The organism is Pseudomonas sp. MWU12-3103b (assembly GCF_023100615.1).
Classification (GTDB): Bacteria; Pseudomonadota; Gammaproteobacteria; order Pseudomonadales; family Pseudomonadaceae; genus Aquipseudomonas; species Aquipseudomonas putida_A.
This window is the reverse complement of sequence record NZ_JALMEY010000006.1, coordinates 26,280-43,115: the sequence shown is the minus strand read 5'-3', so window position 1 is coordinate 43,115 and position 16,836 is coordinate 26,280. Positions and strand designations below refer to the sequence as shown.

The window sequence follows — 16,836 nt, the reverse complement described above, 5'->3', positions numbered from 1 at the left end:
GATGAAAGCAATGATTGCAGGTGCATGCCTTGTGTTACTCGGTGGCTGTGCCAATACCGGACAGACCCCTTGGGAGGCGCTGAGCAGCAACGCCAGTTGCGGCAAATTGAATTCGGAGCAGCAATTGTCCCTGAACCTCGCCGACGACATGGCCAATGACGGCAAGCTGCACGCCAGCCTTGCCAACCTGCAGAGCCTGCCGGACAACCTCGCCGATGTGCGCTTGCGCAAAGCCCGGGTTTACCGTTTGCTTGGGCGCAGCGAGGCAGAGCCGCTTTATCGTGGTTTGCTCGGCACCTGTCTGGCGGCCGAGGCCGAGCACGGTCTGGGGCAACTGGCCGCGGCCAAGGCCGATTACGGCCAGGCCCAGGCTCATCTGCAACGTGCCGCACGGTTGGCGCCAACCGACGAAAAAATCCGCAATGACCTGGGCGTGGTCTACCTCAATCAACTACGTATCGAAGACGCGCGCTTCGAATTCCTGACGGCTATGGAACTCAAGCAAAGCGATCAACTGGCCGCGCTGAATCTGGTGACGCTGTTGCTGTACCAGGATGACTGGACCCGTGCCGGTGAACTGGTCAGTCGTCTGGGCCTCAGTCCTGCGCAATTCAGCGAAGCCCAGAGCCGCGCGGAAAAACTCAAGGTGCCGGCGAAGGCCCCGGCTTCGGCCGCCGTCACGGCCATGCTCAAGTAAGGAGAGCTGCGATGAAAGCCGCGATTGTCTGCTTCAGCCTGTTGGCCTTGCCACTGGCCAGTCACGCCATCGACGCGGGGCCGGCCTCGGCCCAGCAACAGGAAACCGAAGGCTGGTTGCAGTTGCAGGCCCGGAACAAGGTGCCCTCGCCGACACTGCAAACCGTCACCCCAGCCGAGCGTGAGCTGGCCATGCAACGCTGGTTGAAAAGTTACCAGCACGATATTCCAGTGTTTTTCGACCAGGACCAGGGTGGCAAGGTCGACAGTGGATCGGGGGGGGGAACGCCTTAAGATCAACCTGCATCGTCGTTTATCATCGGCCGCGCGGAATCTGCAGCATCGATTCCGGCCGGCGGAGTCTCGATCGTGACGCGATCAACAGAAAAATTGACGCCATCACTTTGACTTTTGTGTGGTATCAAAATGATGGCTCGTGTACATTCCCCGCGCCCGAACCAGGACGACCTGGTGGGACGGTAGGGATGCCTGAATCATGTAATGAACCCTGCTGAAACTGTTTCTCATGTTTTGGAAGGGAATCTCGCGTGACTATCGTATGCCTGCGCCGCTCTGTCCTGGCGCTCTCCATCTCCGCCGCCGCCGCTTTGCACACCTCTATGGCTGTCGCCGCCGGCGCGAGCCTGAACCACGACCTGAGTGGCGGCCCGCTGACCAGTAACCTGCAGAACTGGGGGCTGATCACTCTGAGCGGTAACGGCAATATCGCTCCTGTTTCCCAGGTGAGTACGACCTACGGCGCACAGCTCTCGGGGGTGACGGCGGATCAACTGCGCAACACCGGCAATATCCGGATTGACGGCGCCAGGTTCGGCACCGGGATCAGTCTGGGGACCGCTGGAGTGGTGCCGACCAAAATCGCCGGCGCGCTGCTCAACGAAGGCTCTATTTCAGTTCACGGTCTGGCCGACGCTGGCACCTCCAGCGGTATTTCCGATCTCGGCAGCACGCTGGGCGATTCGTTGGTCAACAGTGGCAGCATCGACGTCAGCGGCCAGACCGCCAGTGGCCTGTTGCTGGTGCATACCAACATGACCGGGCTCAGCAACCGAGGCACCATCACCGCAAGCGGCACCGACGCATTGGGCGTATTGCTCGATGGCGCGACGCTGAGCCAGTCGGTCAACAACACCGGGACTATCCGTGCGACCGGTGCCAATGCCGAGGCGGTAGTGTTCGAGGGGGTCAAGTTCAGCGCTCCAGCGAGCGCCAATTCCACCGCGCTGTGGAACGGCGGAACCATCTCCGGCGAGGACATCGGTGTGCATGTCAGTGGCCAGGCCAGTGGCGCCCGGCCTTTCGGCATCTATCAAATGAACGGGTTGATCGAGGGTGGCAAGGCGGCGATCCAGGTCGATGACGGCACGAGCTACTTTTATTTCTATGGCGGCGCGGTGAAGGGTGACTTGCTCGGCCTGTCTGGAGTACTGGTCGACGGTGATGCGACTTTCGACGGTTCGACCATCCGCTCCGGCTACGTCACCATCGAAGAGGGCACGCTGACCCTGATGAAGCCGCACACCACCTTCATCGGCGACTTCGATATGGAAGAGTCGAACTCGGTGCTGGAGATGTACCTGGGCAATGACACCAACCCGGCGCTGCCTGTGCTGAAAGTCACCGGCACCACCGATATCGCCCCGGGCGCGCAGCTGCGTCTGCTGGCGCGCTCCAGTGATTTTCGCGTGAGCCCCGGTGGAACGCGTTACACCCTGATCAGCTCGGGGAATCTGGTCGGTGGCAACAACCTGACCGTGACCTCGACCTCCGCGCTGCTGGATGTGAAGAGTTTCGGTGTGGTCGGTAACGACATCACCAGCGTGGTGACGACCAAGTCGAGCGAGGTGCTGGCCGAGAACACCCTGGCAGTCGGCGGCAGTGATAACGCGGCGACGGCGGTCGGGCATGTGCCAGGACTGCTGGCACGCCTCGATGAACAGGATCCGGTGTTCCAGGCATTCGCCAACGCGAGCACCGATGCCGAACTGGCGCGCCTGAGTGAAACCCTCAGCCCGGATGTCAGCCGTGGTGTACTGCACGCGGCGACCAACAGTCAGACGCTGGTCTCGGGCGTGATCAATGATCGCTCCAGTCGCGCACGCTCAGCCACCGGCGCCCCGGAAAAAGGCGTATGGCTGCAAGCCTTGAGCAGCGATGCCAATCAGGACGAGCGCCGTGGTGTCGCCGGTTATGACGCCGACAGCCACGGGATCGCGGTCGGTGCCGATGGTCAGTTGAATGCCGATACCACATTGGGTCTGGCTTACAGCTACCTCGATACCGATGTGAAATCCGATCTCGGCAACAAGACCAAGGTCACCGGGCATGCGCTGACGCTGTACAGCAACTGGGTGCATGACAACTGGTTCTTCGACTCGTCGTTGATGTACGGCTGGAACGATAACGAATCCAAACGTTATATCGCTGGCACTCAGGCCAAGGCTGATTACGACAGTGATGTATTCGGCGTGAGCGCACTGGCCGGGTACAGCCTGCGGCTGATGCCTGATGTGGTGCTGGAGCCTCAGGTCGGCGCGCGCTATGCCAATGTCGGCATGGATGCGTATCGCGAGAAGGGCAGCTCGGCGTCGCTGAATGTCGGCAGTCAGCGTTATGAAGTCGGTGAGATGGGCGTCGGTGCACGTCTGGCGGCGGCATTCGATGTCGGCAGCGGCAGCCTGGAACCGGAAGCGAAGCTGATGGCCTGGCATGACTTCATCGGTGACAAGGTCAGCACCACATCGGCCTTCGTGCTGGGGGGCGAGTCGTCCGTCAGCCGCGGTACAACTCCGGTGCGTGACAGCTATGAACTGGGCCTGGGCGCCAACTACCGGATGGGCGCGTGGAGCGTCGGCGGCTCTTACAACTATCTGACCTCCAGCGGTTTCGACTCCGACAGTTTCACTGCGAAGGTGCGTTACGCGTTCTGATCCACATCGCGTAAAACCTGTGGGAGCGAGCTTGCTCGCGAAGGCGTAGTGTCAGTCGGCAAAAATGCTGACTGATCCACCGCTTTCGCGAGCAAGCCCGCTCCCACAGGGATGTGCGCTGCAATGTGAGAGCAAGCCCGCTCCCACAGGGATGTGCGCTGCAATGTGAGAGCAAGTCCGCTCCCACAGGGATGTGCATTCCAATGTGGGAGCGAGCCTGCTCGCGAAAGCGGTCTGCCTGCTCAGTTGATTGATCTGACACCCTACAGTTGATAGCTGAAACTGATGCTGTAACGCGCCCGACGATTGAACGTATCCAGCGCTTCATCGGACATCGGCTTGGCGGCCTCCAACGCAATGTTGTAGTACTTGGCATCGCCAAAACGCAGACCTACTGCTGCCGATGACAGGTCATTGCGCTGCACCGCCAGCTTGTTGAACCAGGTTTTCGAACGGTCCAGCACCACGTATGGCTGCAGGATGCGCACCCAGTTGCCGTCGCGATTGAAACTGTAGTTGATCTCGTAAGCCGCACCCCAGCCCTTGTCGCCCGATGCCTGATCGTCCGGGTAGCCACGGCCGAAATTCTGCCCGCCGAACACCGCGCGTTCGCTGTCAGGCAGGGTGTCATCACTCCAGTACAGCGCGGCCGACAGCACGCCTTGCCAGTTGTCGAAGAACTTGTCGCTTTGCACCCCGGAGAGGCGCAGGCGCAGGAAGTTCAGGTCCAGCGCCGGGTTGTTGGAATGCGCGCCCATGCTGTCCAGACCCTGATACACGCCACCACTGAGAATCCGCAGTTGCCGGGCATCGCTCTTGCGCCAGTCGCCTTCGAATGCGAGGGCACGCACGTTAGTGCGCTCTTCGATGCTGAGCGGATAGCCGACCACGTCATAGCGGTTTTTGTCATCCACTGCATAGAGCCGCGCTCCCGCGTTAAGCAGCTCGTTGGAGGCGGCAATGAACGGGTGGCTGACACCGATGGAGTAACGATCGTCTTCCTTGTGCGGTTTGAGTTCGAAGCCATCGCTGGTGAGCACATTGGTGCCCGGATCGGCCCGGTAGCGCGAGGCAAACAGGCTCAGTTGCGTACCTTCGCTATTGAGGAACTGGTTGTAGTCCAGACGGTAGTAATGTTCGTGATCGTCCCCCGGCGGAAACAGCCCGCTCAGGGTCAGCTGCTCGCCCATGGCGGTCTGCGAGTTACTGCTGACCCCCAGCAATGCCTGCGTGCCGTTGCGGTTGTCTTCGGTGGTGCTCATGGTGCTGGTGAACGCTTTGCGGCTGGCCTGGGCCACCAGCGTCGTTGCGCCGTCGGTGGTGCCCGGCGGCGGGACTTGCGCCTGGATGGTCACGCCGGGGATGCGGGTCATCAGGGTGGTGTAGCGTTCGAAGGTCTTGCGGGTCAGCGGGCGTTCGGCCTGGATTTTGGCTGCCAGTTCGTCGAGCAGGCCTTTGACCCGGCCGACATCGCCCTGCACCTGCACATCGCGCACATAACCTTCGACCAGCACCACTCGGGCTACGCCGTCGTCGAAACGCTGTTGCGGCAGGAAGGCGTAGGACAGCAGATAGCCGTCCTTCTGGTAGCGCCGGGTGATGTCGCGTGTGGCTTCGATCAGGTCGGCGAGGCTGGTCTGATGGCCGATCAGGGGTTTGTAGACTTCGGCCAGTTCGTTGAGCGGGTAGATCGTGCCGCCTTCGATCTGCACGGTTTTCAGGTTGATTTTGGTCTCCATCAACAGCGGCTGCGCCGTGGCCGCGCCGGGGTCGGGTACTTGCAGGGGCGTGGCGGCGGGGCGATAAGCATCTGCCGGCAGGTTCGGCACGGGCAGGTTACGCGTGGTTTCGTTGCTGTTGAGAAAACTGGGCAGGGTGTCGGCGAGGGCGGCGGAACTGAGACTGAGGAACAGCAGGGATGCCATTACGCGCATAGGACACTCCATGGTCAGATCACAGCGCTGGGCTGAATTTTTCCTAAGAAAAAAGCGGAAGACTCGTGGGAATCTTCCGCCCTCAACCAAGCGTAGGCGCTGTAGGTGCGGCCGTCGAATCGGCCAGGTGCAATTTAGCGTTTGTTGCCTCCAAGAGCGCCGGTCAGACCACCGAGTACACCGCCCAGACCTCCGGTTGCGGTGCCTCCAGTGGCGGTGCCGCCGCTGACCAGTCCGCCGACCGCACCGACGGTGGCGCCGACGTTGCTGACCACACCACCCACGGCGGTGGTGACCGGGTTGTTGGTGGCGGCAATGGTGTTGCCGATCGTGCTGACCGCTCCGCCGACCTGGCCGGTGAGACCGGCGACCGGTGCACCGAGACCTGTAGTGGCACCGACCTGTTGAGTGAGACCGGTGACGGCGCTGGTGACTGGGTTCAGCCCTGCGCCGACGGTAGCGCCGACGGTGGCCAGTGGCGAGGTGGTGGCGGTGATCGGCGTGCCCGAGCCGCCGAGTACGGTGTTGAGCGAAGCGATGGTGTTGCCCAGTCCGCCAGCCGTGACGCCGCCGGCGCTGACCACGCCGTTGGTGCTGCCGGCGTTCAGACCGGCACCGACGTTGACCACGGCGCCGCCAACCGTTTGCAGCAAGCCGGTACCGCCCAGACCGCCGCCGAGACCACCGCCCAATCCGCCACCGGTGCTGGTGCCGTTATCCACCAGCCCCCCGGCCTTGCCGACAGTGGTGCCGACATTGGTCAAGGCGCCGCCGACGGTGTTGGTCAACGCGTTGCCACTGCCAGCACCGGTGACTTGACCACCCAGGCCTTTGACGGCGCCGCCGACCTGGCCGAGGACACCATTGAGCGGAGCGCCGAGGCCGGTTGCATCGCCGACTTTGTCGGTGGTGCTTTCAACCATGGCAATCACTGGCACCAAACCGTTGCCGACACTTTTAGTCACCGAGCCCAGTGGGCCAGTGGTAGTGGCCAGACTCAGGGTGTCGCCGAGCATGGTGACTTTTTCACCGACGCCATCGAGCACCGGTGCCACTTTGGTCACCACGCCGCCGACAACCGGGACGCTGCCGGTGGCGGTCGCCAGTTTGCTGCTCAGATCCGAGACGCCGGTACCGACATCTGAAACCACGCCACCGACCGAGGACGCCGTGACGCCCAGTCCGTTATCGACGGTGCCCAGTTTGCCGATGCCGTTGGCCACGCCATCACCCAGGGTAGTGACCACATTGCCTGTGGTTTTTACTGCGCTTTGCACCACGCCGCCCACTACTGGAACGGTGCTCAAGGAGTCGCCGACCTGACCGACACCACTGCCGACGCCTGCGACGGTGTTGCCGACATCCTGCACCAGGGTGGTAGTCACCAGCGGGGTGGTAGTCGGGTTGGTCGGATTGGTTGGATCCGTAGGGTCTGTCGGATTGGTAGGATTGGTCGGGTTCGTCGGATTGGTCGGGTTGGTCGTGCCGGTACCGCCAGTGCCACCGGTACCACCTGTGCCAGCGGTATCGGTGCCGCCAGTACCGCCAGTGCCACTGCTACCGCCTGTGCCACCAGTGCCGCCAGTGCCCGACGTCGCGCTGTCTGGCGAAGAGCTGCCGGAGCTGCTGTGATGGCCGCCACCGCCGCTGCTGCAGCCAGCGAGGCCAAGGGAGAGGATCAATGCCAGAGCTGTTGCCGATTTGCACCACACTTGAGTTTTCATGATTGAGATTCCTTGCACCTGTAACAACATTCGTCGTTTTCGATGGCTCACCGATCTGTCGCCGGTGATGCCTCGTCCGTGGTGCCAATCTCGATCGCGCGGTGCTTTTCCACCATTCTCAAGTTGGTATTAACGCCTTTATATATAAGGCGCCGCGCCGTGCCTAAGGACTAATACCCAGGATATAGACGCATAAAAAAAGGCCTTGAAAATCAAGGCCTGGAGTTTTTCAGAGTGCGGCGCCAAACGCGGAAAAACTTAAGTGATATATACACAATTTACAGGCTTGCCCGGGCGGATACTCAGGCAACCGGTTGCCACTGACCGACCATATGTTCCAGATCGCCGTTGCCGATCAGGCGCAACTCGCCGCTGGATCCCGGCGCACTCGCCAGCAATGAGACCTCGCTGGGCAAGCGCACCGGTTTGCGAAAGTGCACGGCGATTTCAAGGTTGGCCTTGGGTAAATGATCAGCCAGCGCGGCGAGGGTTCGTGCCTTGTTCCACAGACCGTGAGCAATCGCCGTGGGAAAACCGAACAGCTTGGCGCTGGCCGCGCTCAAGTGAATCGGGTTGTAGTCGCCCGAGACTTTGGCGTATTGCCGACCGATGTCGGCCGGGGCTTTCCATTGCGCGACTTGCGTCAACACCTGGGACGGTTCCCAGTGTTGCTCGACAGGTTCGCCCTCGAGTTTCACCCCGCGACAGAGCATCTGGCTTTCGGCTTCCCACAGCGGCCCGAGTTGATCATCGAGGCTGGTCAACACCTCGAAGGTCGCGCCTTTGGGATGCGGCTGCAGGTTATGCACGCGGACGCTGACTTGCGCGCGACTGATCCCGCCCATCGGCCGCAACACGCGAATGCGGTTGCTCAGGTGAATCAGCCCCAGCAACGGGAACGGAAACTCCTTGGCCGTGAGCAATTGCATCTGCAGGGCGAACGCGAGGATGTGTGGATAAGTTGGCGGCAGCAGGCCGTCATCGGTAAAGCCGCAGATCTTGCGATAGGCCGCCAGTTTTTGCGGGTCGACATCGACCCAGCAGCGCAAACCGCTGTCGGGCAGTCGGGTGCCGGTGATCTTGCGCCGTGTCGCGGCCCGCGCGTACAGGCCGGGCAGGCTCGGTTCACGATCGAGGGTGTGCCATTCAATGCTCATGCCTATGCCCCCAGAACACTTTGGCCACAGACCCGCAGCGCCTGGCCGGTAAATGCGCCGGTGCCCGGTTGCGCCAGCCACGCGACGGCTTCGGCGACGTCTTGCGGCAAGCCGCCCTGGCCCAGCGAACTCATGCGCCGTCCGGCCTCACGCAGGCCGAACGGGATGTGCGCGGTCATCTGGGTTTCGATGAAGCCCGGGGCCACAGCGTTGATGCTGATGCCGCGCTCGTGCAGCGTCGGCGCCCAGGCCTGAGCCAGGCCGATCAGGCCGGCCTTGCTCGCGGCGTAGTTGGTCTGCCCGCGATTGCCGGCGATGCCGCTGATCGAGGCCAGCAGAATCACCCGCGCATTGTCGTGCAGGGTGCCGCTGTCGAGCAGCGCCTTGGTCAGCACTTGCGGGGCATTGAGGTTGACCGCCAGCACCGCGTCCCAGAATTCCGGGGTCATGTTGGCCAGGGTCTTGTCGCGGGTGATCCCGGCGTTGTGCACCAGAATGTCGAGGCCGTCCGGCAGTTGTTCGATCAGGTGCGCGGCGGCATCTTCGGCGCAGATATCAAGGGTGATCGCCCGGCCGCCAAGACGTGCGGCGAGGGCTTCCAGATCAGTCTTGGCCGGGGGGACGTCGAGCAGAATCACCTCGGCGCCATCGCGGGCGAGGGTCTCGGCAATCGAGGCGCCGATCCCGCGTGCCGCGCCGGTGACCAGCGCCTTGCGTCCGGCCAATGGCCGGGTCCAGTCGGTGACCGGCGTGGCGCACGGGCTCAGGCGAATCACCTGCCCGGAAACAAAGGCACTTTTCGGTGACAGGAAAAACCGCAACGGCCCCTCAAGCTGATCTTCGGCACCCTCACCGACATAGATCAGTTGCAGCGTGCCGCCGCTGCGCAGCTCCTTGGCCAGCGAACGCGAAAAGCCTTCGAGCGCTCGCTGTGCACTGGACGCAAATGGATCGCGCAGGGTTTCCGGGGCGCGGCCCAGGATCACCAGGTGCGCGCTGCTGTCGAGGTTTTTCATCAGCGGCTGGAAGAATTCGCGCAGCTGTTTGAGCTGGTCGGTGTGCTGCAGATCACTGGCGTCGAACACCACGGCCTTGAGTTTCGGCCCGTGCCCGGGAATCCACGCCGTGGCCAGCGACGGTTCGGTGCCGTAGCTGTAGATCGCATCGGTCAGGCGGTTGGCGAACGCATTGACCCGCTCGGCCAGCGGCCCACCGCCGATCAGCAGCGCACCGTCCACCGGCCGCAGGCGTCCGGCCTGCCAGCGTTCCAGCCGCACCGGCGACGGCAGGCCCAAAGCCCCGACCAGACGGTGGCCGATGGATGAGTTGGCGAAGTCGATATAGCGGTCAGACATGGAACGCTCTCCAAAAGTTGGGGTTCAAAGTGTGGACTACCAACGGCAATCAATCGTTCGCTCCACGCAATAAGGCCTACGCTAGAACAGCAGAGTAGTTGGCCGCCGATGGTTGTGTGGCCAAACACAAATTCAGAAACAACGTTGAACCTTGTAGGAGTGACCTGTGGCGAGGGGATTCATCCCCGATCGGCTGCGAAGCAGTCGCAATGTATAGCGATTGCAATGAGGGGGCCGCTGCGCGACCCATCGGGGATGAATCCCCTCACCACAGGCTCACTCCTACAAAGGATTCAGGTGAATTCGATCATTTGGAAAAGGAGCTTTTCATGAGTCAGCTGCGCCGCGTCGCCATCATCGGTGGTAACCGTATTCCTTTCGCCCGCTCCAACGGGCCGTACGCCACTGCCAGCAATCAGGTGATGCTCACTGCTGCCCTGGAAGGCCTGATCGAACGCTACAACCTGCACGGCCAGCGCATCGGCGAAGTGGTGGCCGGTGCGGTGCTTAAATTGTCACGGGATATGAATCTGACCCGCGAATGTGTGCTCGGCTCGCGCCTCTCACCGGCCACCCCGGCCTATGACATCCAGCAAGCCTGCGGCACCGGGCTGGAGGCAGCGCTGCTGGTGGCCAACAAAATCGCCCTCGGCCAGATCGATTGCGGCATTGCCGGTGGCGTCGACACCACCTCGGACGCGCCGATCAGCGTCAGCGAAGGCTTGCGCAAAATCCTTCTGCAGGCCAACCGCGCCAAGACCACCGGCGACAAGCTGAAAACCTTTCTGCAACTGCGTCCGCGGCACCTGATCCCGGAATTCCCGCGTAACGGCGAGCCGCGCACCGGCCTGTCGATGGGCCAGCACTGCGAACTGATGGCGCAGACCTGGAACATCCCCCGTGAGGAGCAGGATCAACTGGCCCTCGAAAGCCATCACAAACTCGCCGCGTCCTACAGTGAAGGCTGGCACAACGATCTGATGACGCCTTTCCTCGGCCTGACCCGCGACAACAACCTGCGCCCGGACCTGACCCTGGAAAAACTCGCCACGCTCAAACCCGCTTTCGAAAAAAGCGCGAAGGGCACGCTGACGGCAGGCAACTCCACGCCACTCACCGACGGCGCCTCAGTGGTGCTGCTGGGCAGCGAGGAATGGGCAAAAGAACGTGGTTTGCCGATCCTCGCCTATCTGCGCGATGGCGAAGCGGCGGCGGTGGATTTCGTCAACGGTGCCGAAGGGCTGTTGATGGCGCCGGTGTATGCGGTTCCGCGCTTGCTGGCGCGTAATGGGTTGACCCTGCAAGACTTCGATTACTACGAAATTCACGAAGCGTTCGCCGCGCAGGTGCTGTGCACGCTCAAGGCCTGGGAAGACCCCGAATACTGCAAGACGCGTTTGGGGCTGGACGCACCGCTGGGTTCGATCGACCGCAGCCGGCTGAATGTGAAAGGCAGCTCGCTGGCGGCGGGGCATCCGTTTGCCGCGACCGGCGGGCGAATTGTCGCCAACCTGGCAAAACTGCTGGATGCGGCGGGCAAGGGTAGGGGGCTGATTTCGATCTGCGCCGCTGGCGGCCAGGGTGTCACCGCGATCATCGAACGTTGAGCACAATCCCCTGTGGGAGCGGGCTTGCTCGCGAAGGGGCCGTGTCAGGCGCCGTCATTGTGTCTGACAGACCGCTTTCGCGAGCAAGCCCGCTCCCACAGGGGAAATGAATGCCAATGTCAGATTCTGTCGCAAATGCCCTTGACGGCCGATAGCTACAAGTAAGGTGGGCTCGGCTATGATCGGCAAAGCTCGATTATTTCGGCACAGTGTGTGCATCCACAGGGTTCACAGGTCGGCAACCCCTCCCCGTAGCGCGAGGATTGCCGTATAACGAGTGACATTCGCGTGTTTGGTAATAAAGGACCCACAATAAAAGCTGATGAAGACTCCAAAACGCATTGAACCCCTGATCGAAGACGGTCTGGTCGACGAAGTGCTGCGCCCACTCATGAGTGGTAAAGAAGCAGCTGTTTATGTGGTGCGCTGCGGTAACCAGTTACGTTGCGCGAAGGTTTACAAGGAGGCGAACAAACGCAGTTTCCGCCAGGCAGCCGAGTATCAGGAAGGCCGCAAGGTGCGTAACAGCCGGCAGGCGCGGGCGATGGCCAAGGGTTCGAAATTCGGTCGCAAGGAGACCGAGGACGCCTGGCAGAACGCCGAAGTCGCGGCGCTGTTCCGTCTGGCCGGTGCCGGCGTGCGAGTGCCCAAGCCGTATGATTTTCTCGATGGCGTGCTGCTGATGGAGCTGGTGGCCGACGAATATGGCGATGCCGCGCCGCGTCTGAACGACGTGGTGCTGGAGCCGGATCAGGCCCGCGAATATCACGCGTTCCTGATCTCGCAGATCGTGCTGATGTTGTGTACCGGTCTGGTGCACGGTGACCTCTCGGAGTTCAACGTGCTCCTGACCCCGACCGGCCCGGTGATCATCGACCTGCCGCAGGCGGTGGATGCCGCCGGCAACAACCACGCGTTCAGCATGCTCGAGCGCGATGTGGGCAACATGGCGTCGTACTTCGGGCGCTTTGCCCCGGAGCTGAAGCAGACCCGCTACGCGAAGGAAATGTGGGCGTTGTACGAAGCCGGCACCTTGCACCCCAACAGCGTGCTGACCGGTGAGTTCGACGATCCGGAAGATCTGGCCGACGTTGGCGGTGTATTGCGCGAGATTGAAGCGGCGCGGCTCGACGAAGAGCGCAAGCAGGCGATCCGTGCGGCGGATGACGAGCCCAAGGGCAAGTCCGACGAACCACCGCCGCCACCGTGGATGCAGTAAGCGCTTGAACAGAAACCCGGCTTCGGCCGGGTTTTTTGTGCCTGCCGCATTTCCAGAACCACCGCAGATCCCCCTGTGGGAGCGGGCTTGCTCGCGAAGGGGCCGTATCAGCCGCCATCCTTGTTGGCTGACACACTGCCTTCGCGGGCAAGCCCGCTCCCACAGGGATTTGTGGTGTTCTTGAAATGTGTGTGGGAATCTTGTCCGCCCTCGCACACTCAAGGATTGAATGTGAACGCCCGCCTCATCATCACCGCCCGGCTGATCTCCGACTTCGGCGCCTTCCTCAACATGGTCGCGCTGGCGACTTACGTTTACCTGCTGAGCAACAGCGCGATGAGCGTCGGGGTGTTCCTCGCCAGTCGGGTTGGCGGGGGGATTTTTGCCAGCCTGATCGGTACGCGCTTCTATCGGCGCTGGAGTGGCCGGGTGCCGTTGATCGCTTTCGATCTGCTGCGCGTGGCGTTGCTTGGCCTGCTGTTGATCCTGCCGCTGAGCCAGCAGGCGTTGCTGTTGCCGGTGATCGCTTTCGGCCTGGGTTTTGGCAATTCGATGTTCGCCATCGGCCTCAACAGCCAGTTGCCACGGCTGATCGACCCGGCGCAGCTACTGAAAACCAATGCCTGGATCACCTCGGCGTCATCCGCAGCGATGGTCGGCGGCAGCCTGGTATCCGGCTTGCTGGTGGCGGCATTTGGTTTCGAAACGGTGTTTGCGCTCAACGCACTGACCTATGTGCTGGCGGCGCTGTTGATTGCACCGTTGCGCTTCGCCGCTGCAGAAGTCAGCGAACAATCGACCAGCGAACGCGGCGAATGGTCAGCCCTGAAACAAGGCCTGCGCAGCGCTCCGGTGATCGCCGCGATGCTTGCCGTGACCATGGCCGACACCTTGGGCAGTGCCGCGCACAACGTCGGATTCCCGATCATCTCCAAATTGCTCACACCCGATTCGGCCAGCACCACGCTGGGCCTGATGCTGGCGGTGTGGGCCAGCGGCAAACTGCTCGGCGCACGGATTGCCAGTCGCCTCAAAGGCACGGATAACCGTGATCTGGAGCGACGGTATTTCTTCGGCGTGGCGTTGATGTCCTGCGGTTTCATCCTGATGTTCCAGCAGCACAGCCTTTACGGCCTGCTGCTGTTCTCGCTGCCGGCGGGGCTGGGGGACGGTTTCTCCGAAGTCAGCCTGATGTCGCGTCTGCAGCGTGAACCGGAGCATTTGCGCCTGCCGATTTTCAGTTTCCTGACCTTGCTGCAAATGACCGGGTTCGGCGTCGGCATGCTGGTTGCCGCGCCGTTTTACGGCTGGTGGACACCGGGTACCGTGGTCATGCTGTTCCACGGCATCCCGCTCGGTACGCTGTTGACCGTGAAGCTGCTGGCGCTCAGGCGCGGGCGGGTTGCGCGCAGCAGCCCGACGCCAGCTCCTTGAGGATCGGACAGTCGGGGCGATGGTCGCCATTACAGTGCTCGACCAGATCCTGCAGGGTGTCGCGCAGCTCGCCGAGTTCACGGATCTTCCGGTTCAGCTCGTCGATGTGCTGCCGTGCCAGCGCTTTCACATCGGCACTGGCACGCTGGCGATCCTGCCACAGGGTCAGCAGCTTGCCGACTTCCTCCAGAGAAAATCCCAGATCCCGCGAACGCTTGATGAACGCCAGGGTGTGCAGGTCATCGTCGCTGTAGACCCGGTAGCCGCTGTCGGTGCGATGGGCAGCCTTGAGCAGGCCGATCGACTCGTAATAGCGGATCATCTTTGCACTCAGGCCACTGTGCCGGGCCGCTTGGCCGATGTTCATCGGTGCTCCTCCAGATCCTTCGGTTTCCAGGTTTTCAACAGTAGCGCATTGCTCACCACGCTGACGCTCGACAGCGCCATCGCCGCACCGGCCAGCACCGGATTGAGGAAGCCGAGCGCTGCCAGCGGAATGCCGATCAGGTTGTAGACGAAGGCCCAGAACAGGTTCTGGCGGATCTTCGCGTAAGTCTTGCGGCTGATCTCCAGCGCTGCCGGCACCAGCCGTGGATCGCCGCGCATCAGAGTGATGCCGGCGGCGTGCATCGCTACGTCGGTGCCGCCGCCCATGGCGATGCCAATGTCGGCCGCCGCCAGTGCCGGGGCGTCGTTGATGCCGTCGCCGACCATCGCCACCACGCCGGTTTTCTTCAGTTCGGCGACGGTCGCGGCTTTGTCGGCGGGGAGTACTTCGGCATGAACGTTTTCAATGCCCAGCGCCTCGGCCACCACGCGCGCACTGCCACGGTTGTCGCCGGTCAGCAGATGGCTGTGAATACCGCGGACGGCCAGTTGCTGCACGGCTTGCAGTGCGCCGGGCTTGAGCGTGTCGCCGAAGGCGAACAGTCCGAGCACTTGCGGTTCCGGGCTTTGCTCGATCAGCCACGACAAGGTCCGGCCTTCACTTTCCCAGACCTTGGCAGACTCGGCGAGATTGCCGGCGCTCAGGCCGCTTTCTTCCAGCAAGCGCCGATTGCCCAGCGCCAGGCGCCGACCATCAAGCGTGCCAGCGATACCGCGTCCGGTCAGGGCCTGGCTGTCGCTGACATCCGGCACGCTCAGGTCACGCTCGGCGGCCGCGTCCAACACGGCTTTGGCCAGCGGATGCTCGCTGCCGCGTTGCAGGGCGCCTGCCAGTGTCAGCAGAGTATTTTCATCGCCATCCAGCGCACTGAAATGGGCGATACGCGGGGTGCCGGAAGTCAGCGTGCCGGTCTTGTCGAAGACCACGTTGTCGACTGCATGGGCACGTTCCAGCGCTTCGGCATCCTTGATCAGAATCCCGTGACGCGCAGCCACACCCGTGCCGGCCATGATCGCCGTCGGCGTGGCGAGACCGAGGGCACACGGACAGGCAATCACCAGCACAGCGACCGCATTGATCAATGCGGTTTCCATGGGCGCGCCGTACAGCCACCAGCCGATCAGGGTGGCGAGGGCGATCAGCAACACGGTGGGCACGAACACCTGGCTGACCTTATCCACCAGTTTCTGGATCGGTGCTTTTGCCGCCTGAGCGTCCTCGACCAGACGGATTATCCGCGCTAATACACTTTCCGCACCGAGGGCGGTGGTGCGCACCAGCAGGCGACCTTCACCGTTGATCGCACCACCGGTGACCTTGTCGCCCGGCTGTTTTGGCACTGGCAGGCTTTCGCCGCTGATCAGCGCTTCGTCGGCGTGGCTTTGGCCTTCAAGTACTTCGCCGTCTACCGGGAAACGTTCACCGGGTTTGACCAAGACCTGATCGTTCAGACGCAGGGCGCTGATCGCGACGTCCTGTTCACGACCGTCGATGACTTGAATCGCCCGCTCCGGGCGCAAGGCTTCGAGGGCGCGGATGGCGCTGGCGGTCTGGCGTTTGGCGCGGCTTTCCAGGTATTTGCCGAGGAGAACCAGGGCGATCACCACCGCCGAGGCTTCGAAATACAGATGCGGCATGCGCCCGGCGGCGGTGGCCCATTCGTACAGGCTCAAGCCATAACCGGCGCTGGTGCCGAGGGCCACCAGCAAGTCCATGTTACCGGCGCCGGCGCGCACGGCTTTCCACGCGGCCACGTAGAAACGTGCACCGAAAATGAATTGCACCGGGGTGGCGAGGGCGAATTGCGCCCAGGCCGGAAGCATCCAGTGAATGCCGAACGGTTGCAGCAGCATTGGCAACACCAGCGGCAAGGCCAGGGCGATCGCGCAGATCAGCGCCCAGCGCTCATGTTGCAGGCGCTGTTGCTGGTTATCGGTGGCCGGATGTTCGGCTTGCCAGACGCTGGCCGAGTAGCCGGCCTTGCTTACAGCATCGAGCAGCGACTGAATATCGACCTGACCGAGCCATTCGAGGTGCGCGCGTTCGTTGGCGAGGTTGACGCTGACGCTCTTCACCCCGGGGACTTTGTTCAGGGCGCGCTCGACGCGACCGACGCACGAGGCGCAGGTCATGCCGTCGATGCTCAACTCCACCGTCTGCTGTGGCACGCTGTAACCGGCGCGTTCAACCGCCTCCATCAACGCCGGCAAGCTGTCACCAGGCGCCTGGACGCGGGCCTGTTCGGTGGCGAGATTGACGCTGACGGCACTGGCGCCGCTGACTTTGCGCAACGCCCGCTCGACACGCCCGGCGCAACTGGCGCAGGTCATGCCGGCAATCGGCAGATCGAAAGTGATGGAATCGGACATCG

General features: G+C 62.5%; 12 protein-coding genes. 6 read left to right on the top strand and 6 right to left on the bottom strand.

Annotated elements, in window-relative coordinates:
- Nucleotide 1: 1 nt before the first annotated feature.
- The 3 genes from M0808_RS11790 (at nucleotide 2) to M0808_RS11780 (ending at nucleotide 3,647) form a co-directional block, all read left to right on the top strand.
- Complete coding sequence (locus tag M0808_RS11790; protein WP_139053446.1) at nucleotides 2-697, top strand: tetratricopeptide repeat protein; 696 nt, start codon at nucleotides 2-4, stop codon at nucleotides 695-697.
- An 11-nt stretch (nucleotides 698-708) separates the two neighbouring features.
- Nucleotides 709-990, top strand: coding sequence for a DUF3613 domain-containing protein (locus M0808_RS11785; protein ID WP_103368080.1), 282 nt, complete (start codon nucleotides 709-711; stop codon nucleotides 988-990).
- Nucleotides 991-1,244: 254 nt separating this feature from the next.
- Nucleotides 1,245-3,647 (top strand): autotransporter outer membrane beta-barrel domain-containing protein, encoded by a 2,403-nt coding sequence (locus tag M0808_RS11780; RefSeq protein WP_247841185.1) that lies wholly within the window; start codon nucleotides 1,245-1,247, stop codon nucleotides 3,645-3,647.
- Nucleotides 3,648-3,910: 263 nt separating this feature from the next.
- Here M0808_RS11780 and M0808_RS11775 read toward each other — a convergent pair whose 3' ends face one another.
- The 4 genes from M0808_RS11775 to M0808_RS11760 all read right to left on the bottom strand — a co-directional run bounded on the left by M0808_RS11775 (nucleotide 3,911) and on the right by M0808_RS11760 (nucleotide 9,817).
- Entirely contained in the window at nucleotides 3,911-5,581 is a 1,671-nt protein-coding gene (locus M0808_RS11775; RefSeq protein ID WP_247841183.1) for a POTRA domain-containing protein, read from the bottom strand.
- A 134-nt stretch (nucleotides 5,582-5,715) separates the two neighbouring features.
- Complete coding sequence (locus M0808_RS11770) at nucleotides 5,716-7,305, bottom strand: collagen-like triple helix repeat-containing protein (RefSeq protein ID WP_247841181.1); 1,590 nt, start codon at nucleotides 7,303-7,305, stop codon at nucleotides 5,716-5,718.
- Nucleotides 7,306-7,607: 302 nt separating this feature from the next.
- Nucleotides 7,608-8,462 carry a MaoC/PaaZ C-terminal domain-containing protein gene (locus tag M0808_RS11765; protein WP_247841179.1) on the bottom strand — a complete coding sequence of 285 codons (855 nt, stop codon included), beginning with the start codon at nucleotides 8,460-8,462 and terminating at the stop codon, nucleotides 7,608-7,610.
- Between the two features lie 2 nt (nucleotides 8,463-8,464).
- Nucleotides 8,465-9,817 carry a 3-oxoacyl-ACP reductase gene (locus M0808_RS11760; RefSeq protein WP_247841177.1) on the bottom strand — a complete coding sequence of 451 codons (1,353 nt, stop codon included), beginning with the start codon at nucleotides 9,815-9,817 and terminating at the stop codon, nucleotides 8,465-8,467.
- A 329-nt stretch (nucleotides 9,818-10,146) separates the two neighbouring features.
- Here M0808_RS11760 and M0808_RS11755 point away from each other — a divergent pair, with 329 nt between their 5' ends.
- The 3 genes from M0808_RS11755 to M0808_RS11745 all read left to right on the top strand — a co-directional run bounded on the left by M0808_RS11755 (nucleotide 10,147) and on the right by M0808_RS11745 (nucleotide 14,077).
- Entirely contained in the window at nucleotides 10,147-11,424 is a 1,278-nt protein-coding gene (locus tag M0808_RS11755) for an acetyl-CoA C-acetyltransferase (RefSeq protein ID WP_047291079.1), read from the top strand.
- Between the two features lie 322 nt (nucleotides 11,425-11,746).
- A complete protein-coding gene (locus M0808_RS11750) occupies nucleotides 11,747-12,643 on the top strand; it encodes a PA4780 family RIO1-like protein kinase (protein WP_003221347.1) in 897 nt (298 codons plus the stop codon).
- A 231-nt stretch (nucleotides 12,644-12,874) separates the two neighbouring features.
- Nucleotides 12,875-14,077: an MFS transporter gene (locus M0808_RS11745; protein ID WP_348773035.1), complete on the top strand. Its 1,203-nt coding sequence runs from the start codon at nucleotides 12,875-12,877 to the stop codon at nucleotides 14,075-14,077.
- Here M0808_RS11745 and cueR read toward each other — a convergent pair.
- Nucleotides 14,031-14,444 carry a Cu(I)-responsive transcriptional regulator gene (gene cueR, locus M0808_RS11740; RefSeq protein WP_027613627.1) on the bottom strand — a complete coding sequence of 138 codons (414 nt, stop codon included), beginning with the start codon at nucleotides 14,442-14,444 and terminating at the stop codon, nucleotides 14,031-14,033. The two genes, M0808_RS11745 and cueR, sit on opposite strands and share 47 nt — an antisense overlap.
- Nucleotides 14,441-16,834 (bottom strand): copper resistance metal-translocating P1-type ATPase CueA, encoded by a 2,394-nt coding sequence (gene cueA / locus M0808_RS11735; protein WP_247841176.1) that lies wholly within the window; start codon nucleotides 16,832-16,834, stop codon nucleotides 14,441-14,443. The genes cueR and cueA overlap by 4 nt, the downstream gene beginning before the upstream one ends.
- Nucleotides 16,835-16,836: the final 2 nt, after the last annotated feature.

Excerpts from the sequence above, each read along its gene's own strand:
- M0808_RS11790 (WP_139053446.1), top strand. The coding sequence starts at position 2 with ATGAAAGCAATGATTGCAGGTGCATGCCTTGTGTTACTCGGTGGCTGT.
- M0808_RS11785 (WP_103368080.1), top strand. The coding sequence starts at position 709 with ATGAAAGCCGCGATTGTCTGCTTCAGCCTGTTGGCCTTGCCACTGGCC.
- M0808_RS11775 (WP_247841183.1), bottom strand. The coding sequence starts at position 5,581 with ATGCGCGTAATGGCATCCCTGCTGTTCCTCAGTCTCAGTTCCGCCGCC.
- M0808_RS11770 (WP_247841181.1), bottom strand. The coding sequence starts at position 7,305 with ATGAAAACTCAAGTGTGGTGCAAATCGGCAACAGCTCTGGCATTGATC.
- M0808_RS11765 (WP_247841179.1), bottom strand. The coding sequence starts at position 8,462 with ATGAGCATTGAATGGCACACCCTCGATCGTGAACCGAGCCTGCCCGGC.
- M0808_RS11760 (WP_247841177.1), bottom strand. The coding sequence starts at position 9,817 with ATGTCTGACCGCTATATCGACTTCGCCAACTCATCCATCGGCCACCGT.
- M0808_RS11755 (WP_047291079.1), top strand. The coding sequence starts at position 10,147 with ATGAGTCAGCTGCGCCGCGTCGCCATCATCGGTGGTAACCGTATTCCT.
- M0808_RS11750 (WP_003221347.1), top strand. The coding sequence starts at position 11,747 with ATGAAGACTCCAAAACGCATTGAACCCCTGATCGAAGACGGTCTGGTC.
- cueR (WP_027613627.1), bottom strand. The coding sequence starts at position 14,444 with ATGAACATCGGCCAAGCGGCCCGGCACAGTGGCCTGAGTGCAAAGATG.
- cueA (WP_247841176.1), bottom strand. The coding sequence starts at position 16,834 with ATGTCCGATTCCATCACTTTCGATCTGCCGATTGCCGGCATGACCTGC.